15 protein-coding genes are annotated in these 18516 nt (G+C 69.0%); 10 read left to right on the top strand and 5 right to left on the bottom strand.

Annotated features, from left to right (window positions below; all coding sequences use genetic code 11):
* Positions 1-31 precede the first annotated feature (31 nt).
* The 4 genes from ACWGJP_RS03340 to rhaS are packed head-to-tail and all read left to right on the top strand — an operon-like array spanning position 32 to position 4728.
* Entirely contained in the window at positions 32-1561 is a 1530-nt protein-coding gene (locus ACWGJP_RS03340; protein ID WP_452328332.1) for a sugar ABC transporter ATP-binding protein, read from the top strand.
* Positions 1558-2586, top strand: a complete 1029-nt coding sequence (locus ACWGJP_RS03335) for an ABC transporter permease (RefSeq protein ID WP_452328331.1) — start codon at positions 1558-1560, stop codon at positions 2584-2586. Before ACWGJP_RS03340 ends, ACWGJP_RS03335 begins: the two co-directional genes overlap by 4 nt.
* Positions 2583-3632: an ABC transporter permease gene (locus tag ACWGJP_RS03330; protein ID WP_452328330.1), complete on the top strand. Its 1050-nt coding sequence runs from the start codon at positions 2583-2585 to the stop codon at positions 3630-3632. Before ACWGJP_RS03335 ends, ACWGJP_RS03330 begins: the two co-directional genes overlap by 4 nt.
* Before the next feature lie 55 nt (positions 3633-3687).
* Positions 3688-4728 (top strand): rhamnose ABC transporter substrate-binding protein, encoded by a 1041-nt coding sequence (rhaS, locus tag ACWGJP_RS03325; RefSeq protein ID WP_452328329.1) that lies wholly within the window; start codon positions 3688-3690, stop codon positions 4726-4728.
* A 166-nt stretch (positions 4729-4894) separates the two neighbouring features.
* Here the strand turns inward: rhaS and ACWGJP_RS03320 are convergent, their stop codons facing one another.
* The 3 genes from ACWGJP_RS03320 to ACWGJP_RS03310 form a co-directional block, all read right to left on the bottom strand.
* Entirely contained in the window at positions 4895-6298 is a 1404-nt protein-coding gene (locus ACWGJP_RS03320; RefSeq protein ID WP_452328328.1) for a rhamnulokinase, read from the bottom strand.
* A gap of 91 nt (positions 6299-6389) precedes the next feature.
* Complete coding sequence (locus ACWGJP_RS03315) at positions 6390-8426, bottom strand: bifunctional aldolase/short-chain dehydrogenase (RefSeq protein ID WP_452328327.1); 2037 nt, start codon at positions 8424-8426, stop codon at positions 6390-6392.
* A 96-nt stretch (positions 8427-8522) separates the two neighbouring features.
* Positions 8523-9284, bottom strand: a complete 762-nt coding sequence (locus tag ACWGJP_RS03310; RefSeq protein ID WP_452328326.1) for a DeoR/GlpR family DNA-binding transcription regulator — start codon at positions 9282-9284, stop codon at positions 8523-8525.
* 90 nt (positions 9285-9374) lie between these two features.
* Here ACWGJP_RS03310 and ACWGJP_RS03305 point away from each other — a divergent pair, with 90 nt between their 5' ends.
* The 6 genes from ACWGJP_RS03305 to ACWGJP_RS03280 all read left to right on the top strand — a co-directional run bounded on the left by ACWGJP_RS03305 (position 9375) and on the right by ACWGJP_RS03280 (position 16389).
* Entirely contained in the window at positions 9375-10124 is a 750-nt protein-coding gene (locus ACWGJP_RS03305) for a DeoR/GlpR family DNA-binding transcription regulator (RefSeq protein WP_452328325.1), read from the top strand.
* Between the two features lie 142 nt (positions 10125-10266).
* On the top strand, positions 10267-11769 hold the full coding sequence (locus ACWGJP_RS03300; protein WP_452328324.1) for a sugar ABC transporter ATP-binding protein: 1503 nt from the start codon (positions 10267-10269) through the stop codon (positions 11767-11769).
* Positions 11766-12758, top strand: coding sequence for an ABC transporter permease (locus tag ACWGJP_RS03295; RefSeq protein ID WP_452328323.1), 993 nt, complete (start codon positions 11766-11768; stop codon positions 12756-12758). The genes ACWGJP_RS03300 and ACWGJP_RS03295 overlap by 4 nt, the downstream gene beginning before the upstream one ends.
* A 68-nt stretch (positions 12759-12826) precedes the next feature.
* Positions 12827-13822 carry a sugar ABC transporter substrate-binding protein gene (locus tag ACWGJP_RS03290; RefSeq protein ID WP_452328322.1) on the top strand — a complete coding sequence of 332 codons (996 nt, stop codon included), beginning with the start codon at positions 12827-12829 and terminating at the stop codon, positions 13820-13822.
* Between the two features lie 87 nt (positions 13823-13909).
* The gene (locus ACWGJP_RS03285) at positions 13910-14965 is read left to right on the top strand and encodes a 2-hydroxyacid dehydrogenase (protein WP_452328321.1); all 1056 of its coding nucleotides are present in this window, start codon (positions 13910-13912) and stop codon (positions 14963-14965) included.
* Positions 14962-16389, top strand: coding sequence for a xylulokinase (locus ACWGJP_RS03280; protein WP_452328320.1), 1428 nt, complete (start codon positions 14962-14964; stop codon positions 16387-16389). The genes ACWGJP_RS03285 and ACWGJP_RS03280 overlap by 4 nt, the downstream gene beginning before the upstream one ends.
* Before the next feature lie 9 nt (positions 16390-16398).
* Here the strand turns inward: ACWGJP_RS03280 and ACWGJP_RS03275 are convergent, their stop codons facing one another.
* A complete protein-coding gene (locus tag ACWGJP_RS03275; protein WP_452328319.1) occupies positions 16399-17244 on the bottom strand; it encodes an alpha/beta hydrolase in 846 nt (281 codons plus the stop codon).
* A 74-nt stretch (positions 17245-17318) separates the two neighbouring features.
* Complete coding sequence (gene rhaI / locus ACWGJP_RS03270) at positions 17319-18485, bottom strand: L-rhamnose isomerase (protein ID WP_452328318.1); 1167 nt, start codon at positions 18483-18485, stop codon at positions 17319-17321.
* Positions 18486-18516 lie beyond the last annotated feature (31 nt).

Here is an 18516-nt window from a genome sequence, read left to right as displayed (position 1 = left end):
ATTCATCCGCCTCGAAGGAGAGGACCCGCCCGTGGTCGACGAAGTATCCCCAGGCAGCGCAGCGAGCGCCGCGCTGGAGCTGCATCGCGTCGTGAAGTCCTTCGGACCCGTCGTCGCGCTCCGCTCCGGCAGCCTCACGCTGCAGCCGCGTTCCATCCACGCCCTCATCGGCGAGAACGGTGCGGGCAAGTCCACGCTCGTGAAGATCATGGCGGGGCTCTACCGGCGCGACTCGGGAGACTTCCGCCTCCACGGCGAGGACGTCGACTTCACGAGCACCGCGCAGTCGAAGGCGGCGGGCATCGCCGTGATCTACCAGGAGCCGACGCTCTTCCCCGACCTGTCGGTCACCGAGAACATCTTCATGGGCCGCCAGCCGGTGAACCGCGTCGGGCGCATCGACCGCAGGGCCATGCGCGTCGAGGTCGAGCAGATCTTCACCCGGCTCGGTGTGACCCTCGATCCCGACCGCATCACCGACGGCCTCTCCATCGCCGACCAGCAGATCATCGAGATCGCCAAGGCCATCTCGCTCGATGCCAGCGTGCTCATCATGGACGAGCCGACGGCTGCCCTCAGCGGCGTCGAGGTCGACCGGCTCTTCGCCGTCGCCCGGAGCCTGCGCGACGAGGGCAGGGCGATCCTGTTCATCTCGCACCGCTTCGACGAGGTCTTCGACCTCTGCGACACCGTCACCGTCATGCGCGACGGGGCGTACATCGCCACGACCGCGATCGCCGAGACGACGGTCGACGAGCTCGTGCGTCAGATGGTCGGGCGCGATGTCACCGAGCTGTTCCCCAAGCAGGATGCCGAGATCGGCGCGCCGCTGCTCGAGGTCGAGGGCCTCACGAACCCCGGCGTCTTCCGCGACATCTCCTTCACCGTGCGCTCCGGTGAGATCGTCGCACTCGCGGGCCTGGTGGGTGCCGGGCGCAGCGAAGTCGTCCGTGCCGTCTTCGGCGTCGACGGCTACCGCGACGGCGAGGTGCGGATGCTCGGCAGCACCGTGCCCCGCCGCAACCCCACCGCCGCGATGCGCGCAGGGCTGGCCCTCGTCCCCGAGGACCGTCGCCGTCAGGGGCTCGTGATCGACGCGGGCGTGGGCGGAAACATCGCCCTCGCCATCCGCCGGCGCCTGGCGAAGTGGGGCCTCATCACCACCGGCATCGAGAACCGCGCGGCCAAGGAGTGGGCGTCCCGCCTCGAGGTGAAGACCCACGCCCTCGACACCGTCGCCGCGACCCTCTCGGGCGGCAACCAGCAGAAGGTGGTGCTGGCCAAATGGCTCGCCACCGACCCCAAGGTGCTCATCATCGACGAACCGACCCGCGGCATCGACGTGGGAACCAAGTCCGAGGTGCATCGCCTCCTCTCCCAGCTCGCCGGAGAGGGAATGGGCATCGTGATGATCTCCTCTGAGCTGCCCGAGGTGCTCGGCATGGCCGACCGCGTCCTCGTCATGCGCGAGGGAAGGATCACCGCCGAGATCGACAGGGCGGACGCCACCAGCGAGAACGTCATGTTCGCCGCGACCCACGCATCGGAGCAGCACGCATGAGCACCCTGACCGCCCCGGCCCCCGCGGCCGCGAAGAAGAAGGCCTTCGGCGGCTCCGGCCGTGCCCGCGAGATCGGCATCCTGGCCGCCCTCGTCCTCGTCGTCATCGCCGCGACCGTCAAGAACCCGAACTTCCTGTTCTCCGCGGACGGCTGGCGCGACCTGCTGCTGACCCCGTCGATCCTCGTGCTCGTCGCCGTCGGGCAGGCGATCGTGATCATCACCCGCAACGTCGACCTGTCCGTCGGCTCGGTGATGGGGCTCACGGCCTACCTCACCGGCCGGCTGTTCATCGACGTGCCAGGCATCCCGATCATCGTCGTCGTCATCGCCGCCGTCGTGTTCGGCGCCCTCCTCGGACTCGTCAACGGCGCACTGGTCGCCTACGCCAAGGTCCCGGCCATGGTCATCACGCTCGGCACGCTCTACGCCTACCGCGGCATCAACGTCGTATGGACCGGCAGTGACCGGATCAACCCCTCCGACATGCCGAAGGAGTTCCTCGGCCTCGGCACCCAGCAGGTGCTGACCATCCCCGTGCTGTCGATCATCGCCGTGATCGTGCTCGCCGCGGCCGCCTGGTACATGCGCAACACGCGAGGCGGGCGCGAGTACTACGCCATCGGGTCCGACCCCGCCGCCGCAGAGCTGTACGGGCTCAAGGTCACCCGCCGCGTGCTCACCGCGTTCATCCTCTCCGGAGCGCTCGCGGGTCTCGCCGGCGTGTTCTACGCCGCGCGCTACGGATCGATCTCCTCGCAGGCGGGCTCGGGCTGGGAGCTCGACGCGGTCGGCGCGGCGGTCATCGGCGGCATCGCGATCACCGGCGGCGTCGGCTCCGTCTGGGGCGCGGCGATCGGCGCCATGCTGCTCATGACCATCAACAGGGCGCTGCCGATCCTCGGCATCCCGGACTTCTGGCAGCGCGCCGTCGTCGGCGTGCTCATCATCGGGGCCATCGTGCTCGACCGCGTCCTCGCGGTACGGCAGAGACGTCGGCTCATCGAGGCGAGGGACGAATCATGACCACCGCGACCACCACGACGACGCGGGTCATCCGCGACTACGACCGGCCGCTCTGGCGGCGGGTGCTCCTCACCCGCGAGTTCGCGATCATCGGCCTGCTGGCACTGGTGATCATCGTCTCCTCGGCGACGATCAAGGGCTTCGCCCAGCCGATCACGTACAACTACCTGTTGCTGGATGTCGCACCGATCCTGCTCATCGCGCTGCCGATGACGCTCGTCATGGTCACCGGCGAGATCGATCTCTCCGTGGGGTCGATGGTCGGCCTGTCCAGCGTCGTCACCGGCGTGCTGGTGCAGGCGGGAACACCCTTCGAGGTCGCCGCGATCATCGCGCTCCTCGTCGGCGTCGTCGGAGGCGCGTTCAACGGGTTCCTCGTGACCGTGGTGGGCCTTCCCTCGCTGGCGGTCACCATCGGAACACTCGCGCTGTTCCGCGGGCTCGCCGTGGGCCTGCTCGGCACGACGGCGGTCACCGACTTCCCCGAGACGTGGACCGCACTCGCCAAGGCCAAGATCGCCGGCACGCAGATCCCCTACATCGTGATCCCGTTCCTCGTGCTGCTCGTGATCTTCGTGGTCATCCTGCACTTCACCCCCTTCGGCCGGGGCATCTTCGCCATCGGCCTCTCGAAGGACGCGGCCCGGTTCTCCGGCGTCGACGTCGAGCGCACCAAGTTCATCCTCTTCGTGCTCGCCGGTCTCGTCGCCGCCTTCGCGGGGATCTTCTACACCCTGCGCTTCGGCAGCGCCCGCGGCGACAACGCCACAGGTCTCGAGCTGCAGGTGATCGCCGCGGTCGTCCTCGGCGGGGTCTCGGTGTTCGGCGGTCGAGGGCACCTGCACGGTGTCGTCGCCGCGGTGCTGCTCATCGGGGTGCTCTCGAGCGCCCTCCGCCTCGCCTACGTCACCAGTGACGTCATCAACATCATCACGGGCGGCCTGCTCGTCTTCTCCGTCGTCGCGGCCAGCGTCCTCGCCTGGGCGCAACGCGTACGGGCGAAGGCGGGGCCACCCCTCCGTCCAGCAGCCTCTCCCGCACCATGAGGCGGCCCCTCATCTCGGGCATCCGCCTGCGGTGATCGTCACGAAAGGAAGAACAATGAAGTTTGCACGCAAGCGCGTCACGGCCCTCGCGGCCGTGGCGGTGGCCGCAGCACTCGTGCTGACCGGCTGCGCCGACACCGGCTCGACCGGCTCCGAGGGCGGTTCTGAGGGCGGATCGAGCGACAACCTCTCGATCACGTTCCTGCCCAAGAACCTCGGCAACCCGTACTTCGACACCTCGAGCAAGGGCGGCAAGGCAGCCGTCGAGGCGATCGGCGGAACCTTCGCCGAAGTCGGCCCCGCCGAGGCCACGCCGGACGCGCAGGTCAGCTACATCAACACCGCGACTCAGCAGGGTGTCGGCGCGCTCGTCGTCTCGGCGAACGACCCGCAGGCCATCTGCGATGCGCTCAACGAGGCCCGCGACGCCGGTGTGAAGGTGGTCACCTTCGACTCCGACACGAACACGGACTGCCGTGACCTGTTCATCAACCAGGCGGATGCCGATGGCATCGCCAAGGTCCAGGTCGACCTCATCGCGGAGCAGATCGGCGGAGCCGGCGAGATCGCCATCCTGTCGGCATCCGCGAACGCGACCAACCAGAACGCGTGGATCGAGCTGATGAAGGAATACCTCGCCAGCGAGTACCCCGACATCACCCTCGTCGAGACCGTGTACGGCGACGACGACGACCAGACGTCGTTCGACAAGACCGCTGCCCTGCTGCAGACGCACCCGAACCTGAAGGGCATCATCTCGCCCACCACGGTCGGCGTCGCGGCTGCCGCGCGCTACCTGTCCACCTCGGACTACAAGGGTCAGGTCGCTCTGACCGGCCTCGGCACCCCGAACCAGATGCGCGAGTACGTCGAGGACGGCACCGTCACCGCGTTCGCGCTGTGGAACCCGGAGGATCTCGGCTACCTGGCGGCCTACGCCGCGGCCGCCCTCATCCAGGGCGACATCACCGGTGAAGAGGGTGACACCTTCGAGGCCGGAGACCTCGGCGAGTACACGGTCGGCGCCGACGGCGTCGTGCTGCTGGGCGACCCGTTCGTCTTCGACGCGGACAACATCGGCGACTTCGACTTCTGAGTCGCCTTTCGAACCGCCCCCGTCGCTTCCGCGGCGGGGGCCGTTTCGTCTGCCGCGTGGGCGGTACGGATGTCGGACCCATAGACAGATGTCGGTCGAAATCCGCGATTCCGACCGACATCTGTGACTTCGACCGACAAGTGTGTCGTCGACGGCGTGCTTCTCGTCAGGCCGGGTCGTACCTCACCGGCTCGTGCGTGCGGGCGACGAGGGCGCGCAGCTCCTCCAGCGTGGCGGGAGCCGCGCCGAGGGCGCGTGCCTGGACGAGCACGTTTCCCAGCGCCGTCGCCTCGACGGGACCGGCCAGGACGGGAAGGCCCGAGCGGTCGGCGGTGGCCTGGCAGAGCAGGCGGTTCAGCGAGCCGCCGCCGACGAGGTGGATGCTGTCGATCTCCCTGCCGGACAGCTCCGCCGCCGTCTGCACGGCGTGCGCGAAAGCATCCGCGATCGACTCGACGATCGTCCGTGCGAACGCCGCACGCCCCTGAGGAGCCTCAGCCCCCGCGGCGCGCAGCACCTCTGCGATGCGCGCTGGCATGTCGCCCGGTGCGCTGAGCGATGGGTCGTTCGCGTCGAACAGCGGCACGTCCTCCGTCACGGCGGCTGCGGCAGCCAGGAGTTCCGGCAGGTCGATGGACGAACCGTCCTCCGCCTCCCAGGCGCGGACCGTCTCGCTGAGCAGCCAGAGACCGGTCACGTTGTGCAGGAACCGGAACCGGCCGTCCACTCCGAGCTCGTGCGTGAAGTTCGCCTCTCGCGCGGCATCCGTGACCACGGGCTCGGTCAGCTCGACGCCGACCAGGCCCCAGGTGCCGCAGGAGATGTACGCCGAATCCGGCGACGACAGCGGTACGGCGACGACGGCGGATGCCGTGTCGTGCGATCCGACCGCGATCACCGGGAGCTCCTTGCCGATCCGCGCCGCCAGCTCAGGGCGGAGCGAACCGATCACGGTGCCTGGATCGACGAGCGGAGGCAGGATGCCAGCCGGAATGCTCAGGCGCTCGACGAGCTCGAGGTCCCAGTCGGACGTGCGAACGCCCAGCAGGCCGGTCGTGGAGGCGTTGGTGCGCTCCGCGACCGCCGCGCCGGTGAGCAGGTGCGCCACGAGATCCGGGATGAGCAGTGCCGTGTCGGCTTCCGCGATCTGCTCATCGACGCGGTACTGGTACAGCGTGTTGAACGGGAGGAACTGCAGACCGTTGCGGGCGTACAGCTCCGTGAAGGGAGCATCCGCGTGCACGAGCTCGACGCCGCGCTCACTGCGCTCGTCCCGATAGTGGAACGGCTCGGCGAGCAGCTCGCCTCCGCGGAGCAGACCGTAGTCGACCGCCCAGGAGTCGATCCCGATGCTCTCGATCGCGGGCTCGCGCCGGACGGCCTCGGCGAGGCCATCCACGATGTGGTCGTAGAGGGCGCCGAAGTCCCAGTGCAGGCCGTCCACGCGCTCGACCGGGCCGTTGGGGAAGCGGGTGACGAGTTCGAGATCGAGCGTGTCGGGGCCAATGCGGCCGATCACGACGCGACCGGAGGTGGCGCCGAGATCGACCGCGGCAACCGCGCGGCTCATCGGCTGCACCCCCTCAGCGAGACTGCGACACCACGCCGAACCCGCGTCGATTTGCCGCCGGTTCGGCGTGGTGTCGATGTTTCGGGGGCCGTCATCGCAGGAAGGCGGCGGCGACGCCGGAGTCGACCGGGATGTGCAGGCCGGTGGTGCGGCTGAGCTCAGGGCCGGTAAGCACGTAGACGGCATCCGCGACGTTCTCGGGCACGACTTCGCGCTTGAGGATGGTGCGGTTCGCGTAGAACTGGCCCAGGTCCTCCTCGGCGACGCCGTACGTGGCCGCGCGGTTGGCGCCCCAGCCGGAGGCGAAGATGCCGGAGCCGCGGACGACGCCGTCGGGGTTGATGCCGTTCACGCGCACACCGTACTCGCCGAGCTCGACGGCCAGCAGGCGCACCTGGTGCGCCTGGTCGGCCTTCGTCGCCGAGTAGGCGATGTTGTTCGGACCGGCGAAGACGGAGTTCTTGGAGGAGATGTAGATAATGTCTCCGCCGAGCTTCTGGTCGATGAGCACCTTCGCGGCGGCCTTGGAGACGAGGAACGAGCCCTTCGCCATGACGTCGTGCTGCAGGTCCCAGTCCTTCTCGGTGGTCTCCAGGAGCGGCTTGGACAGCGAGAGACCCGCGTTGTTCACGACGAGGTCGACACCGCCGAAGGCGAGCACCGCCTCGTTCAGCGCTGCCTGAACGGCATCCGCGTCGGCGACGTTCGCCGCGACGCCGATCGCGACGTCGGCGTTTCCGAGCTCGGCCGCTGCTGCCTTGGCCTTCTCGAGGTCGAGGTCGGCGACGACGACGCACGCGCCCTCCGCGGCGAGGCGGGTGGCGATGGCCTTGCCGATACCGGATGCGGCACCGGTGACGAAGGCGATGCGGCCCTGGTGCGACTTCGGCTTCGGCATCCGCTGCAGCTTGGCCTCCTCCAGCGCCCAGTACTCGATGCGGAACTTCTCGGCGTCGGAGATGGGGGAGTAGGTCGAGAGCGCCTCCGCGCCGCGCATGACGTTGATCGCGTTGACGTAGAACTCACCGGCGACGCGGGCGGTCTGCTTGTTCGCGCCGTACGAGAACATGCCGACCCCTGGGATGAGGACGATGAGCGGGTCCGCACCGCGGATGGCGGGGGACTCGGCCGTCGCATGCGCGTCGTAGTAGGCCTGGTAGTCGGCCCGGTACTCCTCGTGCAGCTCGTGCAGGCGCGCGATCTGTTCCTCGACGGATGCCGTGACCGGCAGGTCGAGGATGAGCGGCTTCACCTTGGTGCGGAGGAAGTGGTCTGGGCAGCTCGTGCCGAGCGCGGCCAGGCGAGGGGCGGCCTCGGAGGCGAGGAAGTCCAGGACGACGTCCGCGTCGGTGAAGTGCCCGACCATGGGCTTGTCGTGCGAGGCGATCCCTCGGATCGTGGGGGCGAGGGCTGCGGCGCGCTCGCGGCGCTCGGCATCCGCCAGCGCCTCGAAGCCGACGCGCACGCCGCCGAAGGGCTGGGCCTTGCCGTGCTCGGCGATGTAGGCCGCGGCTGTCTCGATGATCCACAGCGAGTTGGCCTCGGCCTCCTCTGAGGTGTCGCCCCACGCGGTGATGCCGTGACCGCCGAGGATCGTGCCGATGGCCTGCGGGTTCTCCGCCTTGATGGCGGCGATGTCCAGGCCCAGCTGGAAGCCGGGTCGCCGCCACGGCACCCAGGCGACCTTGTCGCCGAAGATGGCCGCGGTGAGCGCCTCGCCGTCTGCCGCCGTCGCGATCGCGATGCCGGAGTCGGGGTGCAGGTGGTCGACGTGCGCGGCGTCGACGAGCCCGTGCATGGCGGTGTCGATCGAGGGGGCGGCACCGCCCTTGCCGTGCAGGCAGTAGTCGAAGGCGGCGACCATCTCGTCTTCGCGGTCGATGCCGGGGTAGACGTCGACGAGCGCGCGCATCCGGTCGAGGCGGAGCACGGCGAGACCCTGCTCGGTCAGCGTGCCGAGGTCTCCACCGGATCCCTTGACCCACAGCAGCTCGACGGGCTGACCGGTGACCGGGTCGGTCTCCGTGCCCTTGGCCGAGGTGTTCCCGCCGGCGTAGTTCGTGTTCTTGGGGTCGGCGCCCAGGCGGTTCGACCGCTCGATCAGGGCGGCGGCGGTGGGATTGGTCATGAGCTCTCCAGGGCGAGGATGCGGGGCGCGTCGATGCGCGTCATGGCTGTTACTTCATGTGAAAGATAACATGAAAGATACATGCGCCGAAAGGGGTCAGACGATCTCGGTGATCTCCCGGTACGGGTCGAGGCGCTCGTCCTCCGGGTCGAGATCCGTGATGAGGATCGAGATCTCTTCGCGCTCCAGGGCTCTGGCCACCGAGCGCCTGCCGAGCTTCCCTGCATCCACGCAGACGATGGTGAGCGCGGCGTTCGCGGCCATCACCTGCTTGAGCTCCGCCTCCTCCATCGAGACCTCGGAGGTCCCGTCCGCGGCATCCAGGGCGTCCGCCGAGGAGAAGAACGCGTCGAAGTACAGCGAGCTCATGCTGCGTCGGGCGACCGGGCCGATCAGGCTCCCCGTCGTCGGCTCCGCGCTCCCGCCGGAGAGCACCGCCGATACGCCGTCGATGGGGTGGAGCGCCTGGAAGGATTCGTAGGAGTTCGTGTAGACGCTCAGGCCCGATCGTGGTCCGAGCGTCGAGGCGAGGGTGCTGATGGTCGTCGAGGCGTCGAAGGCGATGCTGCCGCGGTCGGGCACGAAGCGCAGCGCCTTCGCCGCGATCGTCCGCTTCGCGCCGGCGCGCATCGCCCGCCGGGTGTCGAAGGGGCGCGCCCTCGGCGCCGACGTCGCCCCGCCGCGCACCCGCCGCACGCGGCCCTCCGCTTCGAGTTCGAGCAGATCTCGTCTGATGGTCATGGACGACACGGAGAAGAGCTCTGCCGCCGCCTCGATGAGCACGCCCTGCGGGCCGTTCGCGAGCTCGACGAGCTCGTCTCTGCGGCGCTGGGCGTCGAGGTTTCCGGAGAGTGCCATGGCTAGGAATCTATCCGAGCCGGATGCGGAGGGGCAGCGGCTTCATGTGAGATCGTGTGAATTCCGGGCTGCAGTTCCTAGAATGAGACCGTGAACTCACTCGCCGCCGAAGAGCGCTGGAACTGGCTGCTCACCCAGCTGCAGGAATCCAAGGCGATCTCGCTGAGCGAGGCAGCCCTGGCGCTCGGCGTGAGCGAGATGACCGTTCGACGCGATCTGACGGTGATGGAGGAGCGCGGCATCGCACGGCGCGTCCGGGGCGGAGCCGTGTACGGCGGGCCCGTCAGCTTTCAGGGGCGAGAGCGGTCGCACGCCGATGAGAAGGCGACGATCGCCGAGAAGCTGCTGCCGCTCGTGCCCACGAGCGGGGTGATCGCGATGGACTCGTCGACGACGATGAACCGCCTCGCCCAGGCGATCGCCGGTGCAGACGATCTGACGATCGTGACGAACGGGCTCTCGACCTTCCAAGTGCTGCAGGATCGCCCGGGTGTCACCGCCATCCTCACGGGCGGGGAGTCGGACCGCCGCTCCGACTCGCTCGTTGGCCCCGTGGCGACGGCGTTCCTCGAGAACATGCGGTTCGCCGCCTTCTTCGCCTCCGCGGCCGCGATCGATGTGCGCGCCTGCTACGAGGACACCCTCGAGGAGGCGGAGCTCAAGCGCGCCTTCGCCCGGTCGTCCGCCCGCGTGGTCATCGGCGCGCACGCCGAGAAGCTCGGCGACGTCGCCACCGCTGCGGCGGTGCCGCTCGACCGCGTCGGGGTCCTCGCCACCGAGCTCGACGCCGCGTCGGACGAACTCGCGCCGTACCGCAGCGCGCTTCCCTCCGTGCTCTGACGCCGCGCGCAACGGCGCACCCACGCGGCGGCCTCGCCGAGTGGGACGCGTTTGCGCATTCGTTATCGAACGTATCTTGACAAAGTTTCACACGATGTAACATCCTTGGGGTACTGACCGACTCACAAGGGAGTGTGTGCCGATGAGCGAGCGCCCAGCGATCGACATCACCGTCGCCGACATCACGAAGGTCTATCCGGGTGTGAAGGCGCTGAACGGCGTCACCCTCGACCTCCGCCCCGGCGAGGTCCACGCCATCGTCGGTGAGAACGGCGCGGGCAAGTCCACGCTCATCAAAGTGCTCGCCGGCGCCATCGAGCCCACCTCAGGACGCATCATCGTCGACGGCGTCGATTACGACCGCCTCAATCCCGCCCTCGCGCAGGAGCTCGGGATCGCGGTCATCTACCAGGAGTTCACCCTGGTCCCGACCCTGAATGCGACCGAGAACGTGTTCCTGGGGCATTACATGCTTCGCGGACCCGTGCTCGACCGCAAGCGGATGCACGCGGCCGCCGAGAAGCTCTTCGCCCGCCTGGGCGTCCGCATCGACCCGCGGCGGCTGGTCAGCGAGCTGACGACCGGGTACCAGCAGATCGTCGAGATCGCGAAGGCGCTCTCCCGCGACGCGCGCCTGCTCATCATGGACGAGCCCTCCGCGCCGCTGACGGCGAGCGAGGTCGAGGCGATGTACGCCGTGGTGGATGCGCTGCGCGCGGAAGGCATGACGATCGTGTACATCTCGCACCGCATGGAGGAGATCTTCCGCCTCGCCGACCGCGTCTCCGTCCTCCGCGACGGCCAGTACATCGCGACAAGGGACATCGCCGAGACCTCGCGCCGCGAGCTGATCAGTCTCATGGTCGGGCGCGAGCTCACCGAGGGCTATCCCGAACGCGACTTCGCGCGCGGGGAGGTCACCCTGCGCGTCGACGGTGTCACCGGCAACGGCGTGCACGGCATCAGCTTCGAGGCCCATGCGGGGGAGATCCTCGGCTTCGCCGGTCTCATCGGCGCCGGACGGACCGAGCTCATGGAGGTGCTGTTCGGAGCCAAGCCCATCGTCGAGGGCGAGGTCACGCTGCACGGCCGATCCGTCGTCTCTCGCTCCCCGATCCAGGCGATCGGCAATCGCATCGCCCTCGTCCCGGAGGACCGCAAGCGCCACGGCCTCATCCTGCCGTTCTCCATCGAGCAGAACGTCACGCTGCCGCAGCTCGCCGGGCAGCTCTCCACGGGAACGGTCGTCTCGCGCCGCGCCGAGCGCGAGCTGGCGGACGCCTACATGAAGGATCTGCGCATCAAGGCGCCCGGCTCCTCGACGATCGTGGGCAACCTGTCCGGCGGGAACCAGCAGAAGGTCGTGCTGGCGAAGTGGCTGGCCACGAACCCAGAGGTGCTCATCTTCGACGAGCCCACCAGGGGGATCGACGTCGGCGCCCGCGCCGAGATCTACCTCATCATGAACCGGCTCGCCGAGGCGGGCAAGACGATCCTGATGATCTCCTCCGACATGGAGGAGCTCATCGGGATGGCCGACCGCATCGTCGTGCTGCGGGAGGGGATGCAGGAAGGCATCCTCGCCCGCGACGAGATCAACCCAGAGGCCGTCCTGGCCCTCGCCGCTCAAGGAGACATCCAATGAAGACCGCGTTGCTGCCCCGGGTGAAGGAGCTCGGGATCCTCCTCGTGTTCATCGTTCTCGTCATCGCGTTCAGTCTGATGACGCCGAACTTCCTCGACCCGAACAACATCCTCAACATCGCGCGTCAGATCGCGACGCTCGGCATCTGCGCGGTCGGCTTCTCGTTCGTCCTCATCACCGGCGGCATCGACCTCTCGGTCGGGTATCAGATCTCGCTCAACGTCGTCGTCACAGGAATGCTCATGGCGCAGTTCGACGTGCCATGGGTCGTCGCGGTCCTCGCCGCGCTCGTCCTGGGCACGGTGATCGGCCTGATCAACGGGATGATCATCACCCTCACCGGCGTTGCCCCGCTGATCGTCACGCTGTCGATGATGATGATCCTGAACGGCATCAGCTACCTGCTGTCCAAGGGCCTTCCGATCTTCGGCTTCCCCGCAGGCTTCTCGATGCTCGGACAGGGTGCGATCGCCGGCATCCCCGTCTCGCTCTACGTACTGATCCTGGTCTGGGCCGTCGGGCTCTTCATCCTGAACAAGACCTACATCGGCCGCTACTTCTACGCGATCGGCAACAACGTCGAGGCCGCGCGTCTCTCCGGCGTGAACACGCGGCGCACCATCGTGCTCGTCTACGCGCTGTGCGGATTCTTCACCGCCATCGGAGCGGTTCTGCTGCTGTCGCGGCTCAACTCGGCGCAGTCGGCCACCGGAGCGGGCTTCGAGTTCAGCGTGCTGACCGCGTGCGTGCTCGGCGGGATCAGCGTGATGGGCGGTCGGGGCAGCCTCTTCGGCGCGTTCGTCGGCGTGCTCATCGTCGGCGTGCTCGACAACGGGCTCGTCCTGATGAACGTCAGCGAGTACGTGCAGCTCGTCATCAAGGGATGCATCCTGCTCGCGGCGGTCATCTACGACGCCGTCTCCAAGAACTCGACGGGCCGCCGCAAGCAGATCGGCGGCGTTCCGCTCGTGCCCGCGAAGGCCGCCTGACCCGTCCTCGCACCCCTCGCAACACCTCTCACCACCCGAACACCTCTCACGGAAGAAAGGACTTCATCGTGAAGAAGAAGCTCACCCTGTTCGTCGCGGCGGCCGCCGCCGCGACCCTCCTGCTCGGCGGATGCACCACGCTCCCCGAATCCGATGGCACCTCGACCGGTACCACGACGGAGGGCAACACCTCCGTCGGCATCACCTTCTCCGACCTCAGCAACCCCGTCTGGGCAGAGCTCGTCCAGGAGGCGCAGACGTACGGCTCCGAGAAGGGCCTCTCGGTGAACTTCGTTGATGCGGGCAACGACGCCGCCACGCAGGTCACGCAGATCGAGAACTTCATCCAGCAGGGTGTGGGGACCATCATCATCTGCGCCGTCGACGCGAACGCGCTCGTCGACGTGACCAAGAAGGCACAGGATGCCGGGATCAGGGTCGTCGGCTACACGCAGGTGCTGGAGAACTACGACGCCCAGTACCTCGTCGACGCGTACAACACCGGCTACGCGAACGGCGAGGCCGCTGCGGAATGGATCAACGCCAACTTCGACGCGTCTGAGACCGTGGAGTGGGCGCTGATGGACCTGCCGCGCTTCCCCGAGATCATCGAGCGCGCCGACGGGATCAAGGATGCCATCGCCGAGCTCGCCCCCAACGCCGAGCTCGTCGCGACCGCTCCGGCCCTGACGGCGGAGGAGGGCGTCGCGAACGCGGAGAACTTCATCCAGGCGAACCCCGACCTGAAGGTCATCGCGACGATCGGCGGCGGCGGCGCCGTCGGCGGCAATGAGGGTGTGAAGTCGGCGGGTATCACCGACTACGACTCCTTCGGCCTGTTCGGCATCGACGCCACCGAGAACGAGGTGCAGAACATCATCAACGGCGATCCCGAGAAGTCGACGATCAGCCTCGGCGGCGGCAAGGCACACGGGCGCACGCTCATCGACATCACGCTGGACCTGCTCGCCGGCGAGGACGTCGAGAAGGACCAGTACATGCCGATCACGGTGATCGACTCCTCGAACGCCCAGGAGTACTTCGACGAGGTGTTCGGGGGCTGATCCCCGCCTCACCCGCCGCCCGCCGCAGCGCGGGCGGCGGGACCCGATTCGACCCGCGCGACGCCGCGGACGGAAGGACCTGACATCATGACCCGAGTGCTCGCCGCCGGCGACCGCTTCATCCGCTCCTCGCTGCTGCGTGCCGAGCTCGAGAGCGCCGTGCCCGAGGGCATCGACGTCGCAGAGCTCGAGTTCGCGTGGCCGGACGAGCCGTTCGGCAGCGTCGCGGAGGTCGATGAGGCATCCGGAAGCGAGGACGAGGTGATCGCGGCGCTGGAGGGCGCGACGGCGATCGTGACCCAGCTCGCTCCGATGACGGAGCGGGTCATGGCGGCATCCCCCGACCTCCGTCTCATCGCGGTCTCCCGGGGCGGCCCGACCAACGTCAACCTCGCCGCGGCCGAGCAGCGGGGCATCCGGGTGGCGAACGTGCCAGGGCGCAACGGAGTCGCCACCGCAGAGATGACGGTGGGGCTCGCCCTCGCTCTCATGCGCAGGATCCCGCTCGCGCACGACAGCCTGATGGCGGCGACGTGGCGAGGCGACCTGTACCGTTCGGATGCCGTCGGCCGCGAGGTCGCCGGTTCTGTCATCGGACTCCTCGGTGCCGGGGCCGTCGGCTCCCACGTCGCCCGCTCCTTCGCGGGCATGGGCGCCCGAGTGATCGTCTTCGACCCCTATCTCGCGCCTGGTTCGCTCGGCAGCGAGATCGAGACGGTCGACACGGCGGAGGACGTCTTCCGCCGCAGCGACCTCGTGTCCGTGCATGCCCGTCTCACCGCGGAGACCGCGAACATGGTCGATGCGGATACGATCGGCCTCATGAAGCCGGGTGCGCTCCTCGTGAACGCCGCGCGCGGGGGTCTCGTGGATTACGACGCCGTCGCCACGGCGATCGAGAGCGGACAGCTCGGGGGAGCGGCGTTCGACGTCTACCCGGAGGAGCCGGTCGACTTCGACCACGCCCTGTTCCGTCTTGCGCACGAGGGCAAGGATGTCGTGCTCACCCCGCACATCGCGGGGGCGAGCCAGGAGACCGCGGTGCGGGCGGCGCGCGGCGTCGCGGAGGAGGTGCGCCGGTTCCTCGCCGGAGAAGCGGCGCTGAACCCCCTCGTCGCGGGGCCGCGGACGGTGGGGCGGTGACCAGGGCACTGCTCGGCATCGACGCGGGCACGAGCTCGGTCAAGGTCGTCGCGACCGACCTGAGCGGTCGCCGGCTCGCCGATCGGTCCGTCCCGTATCCGACGAGGACCGAGGGGACGGGAGCCGAGCAGGACGCCGGCGATTGGTGGCGCGCGCTGCGCGAGGCGCTCGCCGCCATGCTGCCGGGGATCGAGGTGGCGGCCGTCGCGGTGACCTCCCAGGCTCCGAGCTTCGTGGCCGTCGACGCAGACGGGCATCCTGTGGGACCTGCCCTCACCTGGCTCGACCGGCGCGCGACCGCCCAGGCGCTCCGGATCGCGGAGGTGGTTCCGGATTCGCGGAACGGCGCCGACCCCTTCTTCGGCACCGCGAAGCTCGCCTGGCTCGCCGAGCACCGCCCGCAGACGCTGGCGGACGCCGCCGTGGTGCTGTCCACCAACGGCTACCTGGTGCGGCGACTCACCGGCATCTCGGTGCTGGATGACACCACCGCCTCGCTGATGCAGGGCTTCGACGAACGGATCGGCGACTTCCCTTCGTCGCTGCGTGAAGCGGTTCCCGCCCTGACATCGCTGCCCCGCATCGTGTCCGCCGACACGGTCGTGGGAACGGTCACGACGGCCGCCGCGAGGGAGACGGGACTCGCAGAGGGCACGCCCGTCGTCGCCGGTGGGATCGACGCCATCGGCTCCGCGCTCGAGGCCGGCGCCTTCGCCCCCGGCGATCCCTTCGTCGACATGACCGGCTTCTCCAGCGTCACCATGCTCGCCGTACCCGCAGGCACGGCCGTCCCGGGGTTCATCCACTCCAGGCACTGCCTGCCGGGCACCGATCTGCTCATCACCGCGCAGGTGACGGCCGGAGCGACGATCGACTGGGTGAACGGGCTGAATCCGCACGAGGACCTGCGCTCCGCCGAGGCGATCCTCGCCAGACCGCGACCCGGACGCGTGCTCATGGTCCCGAGTCTCGCGGGCGAGCGGACGCCCTCATGGAACCCCGCCGCCCGAGGGATCATCGACGGCATCGATCTCGCCACCGACGGCACCGATCTGCTGCTCGCGGCGATGGAGGGCAACGCCCTGGCGCTGGCGCGCGACATCGATGCGCTGCGCGCCCATGGCTTCCCGATCGACAGGGTGATCAGCACCGGGGGCGGTGCGTCCTCGGATGCATGGCTCCAGATCAAGGCGGACGTCCTCGGCGTCCCCGTGCTGCGCCCGGCCAGCGGACATGGTGCGGCGCAGGGCGCGGCGATGCTCGCGGGGCTCGCGACCGGGATGATCGCGTCGGTGGACGACATCCAGCGCGCATCCAGCGAGATCGAAGCGGAGTTCCTGCCGGATCCGGCGCGACATGACGCCTATGCGGTCGTGCGCGAGCGGTTCGCGCTGCTGGATGCGCTCAACGCGTCACGGCGGTGAGCCGCAGGATCAGGGGCGCGCTGCCAGCTCGCCGAGCCGGGCGGCGATCCGCTCGATCGTCCTGATCGCGGCGGGGTCGTCCGCGCGGTTGAGGTGGCCGTGCGTGGTGCCCGGCTCGAGCCCGAGCTCGATCGGACGGCCTGCGCCGGAGAGCGTGCGTGCGAAGTGCTCGCCGGAGACGCGCAGCTCGTCGACATCGCCGTTGATCATGAGCGTCGGCGGGAAGTCGGCCAGATCATCGGCGGTCGCGAGGCCAGGCACCGCGGGCAGCGGTGCGTCGTCCACCGGACCTCCGAGATAGTTCTCGTACATCGCGAGCACGGACGCGGGGCCGAAGCGGTCGGCGTCGGGGTTCGCATCGAGCGCGGCGCGCAGCGCGGCATCCGGGTCAGGCTGGACCGCGAGCAGCGTCGGATACGCGAGGATCGCGAGGGCGGGGGAGTCGTCATCGCCGAGCAGACGAAGCGTGGCCCCGGCCGCGAGGTTGCCACCGGCGCTCGTCCCGCCGATGGCGAGACGAGCCGGATCGATGCCGAGCTCTGCCGCGTTCGCGTGGGCCCATCGCCAGGCACGGACCATGTCGTCGGATCCCGCCGGGTAGACATGACCGTCTCGTGGCTCCATATCGGGGCGGAATCCGGCCGGCACAGGGGCGAGCCGGTAGTCCACCGAGACGACGGTGGTGCCCCGCGCGGCGAGCTGGCTCGCTACCCAGTCCGCCTCCGGCATGTCGATGTCGCCGAAGGCGAAGGCGCCGCCGTGCGCCCATACGAGGCCGGTGCCGTTCGGCGCGGCGGCGGGATAGACGCGGACAAGAGAGTCGGCGGCGGCGTACGGTTCGATCACGGCATCCATTCTGTCGGTTCCGCGTCGGTGGTGCGCCGGAGGCACGGGGATCGGCATCCCGCGCCCCCGGCGGGTCTATCGGGTCAGGCGCCCCAGCCGGCCTGCACGCCGCCGACGCGCTCGGCGGCGATCTTCTGCTGGTAGCCGGAGGCGGCGTAGGCGGCCATCGGGTCGGCGGCGAGGCCGCGGGACTCGCGCCACTCGGCGAGCGCAGGGCGCACGTCGGTGTAGAACGCGTCCATGAACACGGCGTTCGCGGCCAGGACGTCGCCGGAGCGCTGCGCGGCGGCGAGGGCGTCGCGGTCGACGAGCAGGGCGCGCGCGGTCATCTCCTGCACGTTGAGGACGCTGCGGATCTGGCCGGGGATCTTGTCCTCGACGTTGTGGCACTGGTCGAGCATGAACGCCACGTCGGGGTTGTTGAGGCCGCCGCCGCGGACGACCTCGAAGAGGATGCGGAAGAGCTGGAACGGGTCGGCCGCGCCCACGATGAGGTCGTCGTCGGCGTAGAAGCGCGAGTTGAAGTCGAACGAGCCGAGCTTGCCGAGGCGCAGCAGCTGCATCACGATGAACTCGATGTTCGTTCCCGGCGCGTGGTGACCGGTGTCCAGGCAGACGGATGCCTTGTCGCCGAGGGCGGCGACCTGGGCGTAGGAAGTGCCCCAGTCCGGAACGTCGGTGTGGTAGAAAGCCGGCTCGAAGAACTTGTACTCGAGCACCAGGCGCTGGTCGTCGCCGAGGCGCGCGTAGATGGTGGAGAGCGACTCGTGCAGGCGGTCCTGACGGCCGCGCATGTCGGCCTGTCCCGGGTAGTTGGAGCCCTCGGCGAGCCAGATCTTCAGGTCGCGGGAGCCCGTGGCGTCCATCACGTCGATGCAGGCGAGGTGGTGGTCGATCGCCTTCTGGCGGATCGCCGCGTCTTCGTGGGTGAGGGCGCCGAACTTGTAGTCGTCGTCCTGGAACGTGTTCGAGTTGATCGTGCCCAGCGTCACGCCGAGGTCTTCGGCGTGCTTGCGCAGATCGTCGAAGGAGTCGACGAGGTCCCACGGGATGTGCAGCGCGACGGACGGCGCGAGCGCGGTGTAGGCGTTGACCTGCGCGGCATCGGCGATCTTCTCGAAAGGATCGCGAGGGGTGCCGGGGGTGCCGAACACCTTGAAGCGGGTACCGGAGTTGCCGAAGGCCCAGCTCGGCAGCTCGATGCCCTGCTGCTCCAGAGCGGCGAGGTTCTCGGTGGACAGGATGCTCATGGGGTTGTCACTTTCTACGGGGGTGCTTCGG

Source organism: Microbacterium sp. NPDC055903 (assembly GCF_053615555.1).
Note: the sequence above shows the minus strand (reverse complement) of the source record. Positions and strands in the feature narration are given on the sequence as shown.

Excerpts from the sequence above, each read along its gene's own strand:
- ACWGJP_RS03335 (WP_452328331.1), top strand. The coding sequence starts at position 1,558 with ATGAGCACCCTGACCGCCCCGGCCCCCGCGGCCGCGAAGAAGAAGGCC.
- ACWGJP_RS03310 (WP_452328326.1), bottom strand. The coding sequence starts at position 9,284 with ATGGCACTCTCCGGAAACCTCGACGCCCAGCGCCGCAGAGACGAGCTC.
- rhaI (WP_452328318.1), bottom strand. The coding sequence starts at position 18,485 with ATGAGCATCCTGTCCACCGAGAACCTCGCCGCTCTGGAGCAGCAGGGC.
- ACWGJP_RS03315 (WP_452328327.1), bottom strand. The coding sequence starts at position 8,426 with ATGACCAATCCCACCGCCGCCGCCCTGATCGAGCGGTCGAACCGCCTG.
- ACWGJP_RS03300 (WP_452328324.1), top strand. The coding sequence starts at position 10,267 with ATGAGCGAGCGCCCAGCGATCGACATCACCGTCGCCGACATCACGAAG.
- ACWGJP_RS03330 (WP_452328330.1), top strand. The coding sequence starts at position 2,583 with ATGACCACCGCGACCACCACGACGACGCGGGTCATCCGCGACTACGAC.
- rhaS (WP_452328329.1), top strand. The coding sequence starts at position 3,688 with ATGAAGTTTGCACGCAAGCGCGTCACGGCCCTCGCGGCCGTGGCGGTG.
- ACWGJP_RS03320 (WP_452328328.1), bottom strand. The coding sequence starts at position 6,298 with ATGAGCCGCGCGGTTGCCGCGGTCGATCTCGGCGCCACCTCCGGTCGC.
- ACWGJP_RS03285 (WP_452328321.1), top strand. The coding sequence starts at position 13,910 with ATGACCCGAGTGCTCGCCGCCGGCGACCGCTTCATCCGCTCCTCGCTG.
- ACWGJP_RS03295 (WP_452328323.1), top strand. The coding sequence starts at position 11,766 with ATGAAGACCGCGTTGCTGCCCCGGGTGAAGGAGCTCGGGATCCTCCTC.
- ACWGJP_RS03275 (WP_452328319.1), bottom strand. The coding sequence starts at position 17,244 with ATGGATGCCGTGATCGAACCGTACGCCGCCGCCGACTCTCTTGTCCGC.